The organism is Halorubrum sp. SP9 (genome assembly GCF_005435015.1).
Classification (GTDB): Archaea; Halobacteriota; Halobacteria; order Halobacteriales; family Haloferacaceae; genus Halorubrum; species Halorubrum sodomense.
In genome coordinates, this window is the sequence record NZ_SGXU01000527.1 from 1 (window position 1) to 336 (window position 336).

The 336-nt window shown below is 65.2% G+C and carries 1 protein-coding gene; it reads left to right on the plus strand.

Translation table 11 applies throughout. From position 1 onward, the window contains the following. Positions 1-206 (plus strand): helix-turn-helix transcriptional regulator (locus tag EXE45_RS18460; RefSeq protein WP_137695171.1); only part of this gene is annotated, 206 nt, incomplete at its 5' end. Positions 207-336 lie beyond the last annotated feature (130 nt).

The window sequence follows — 336 nt, forward strand, 5'->3', positions numbered from 1 at the left end:
CGGCCCTGAAAGCGGACCTCGCCGACTACTACGGCGAAGAGATCAACCACAGCCGCCTATACCAGAACCTCGACATCCTTGTCGAGCATGACCTCGTTACCCAGAAGCCGCGCGACGGACGCACTAACGAATACAGTCTCACCGACGCGGCCCGCCACGCGATACAAGCGCGCCGCGTGTGGCAAGCACGGGGTGAGACGGCGTGAGCCCCTCTGGCCCGCCGCACATCCGGTTTGACGCTCGCGAACGCCTCACCGGCGACTACGACGACATCACCGTCCAGCAGGCAGTGGAGGGCCGCGCACAATGACGAAACTCTGGCGCTGCCGCGAGTGC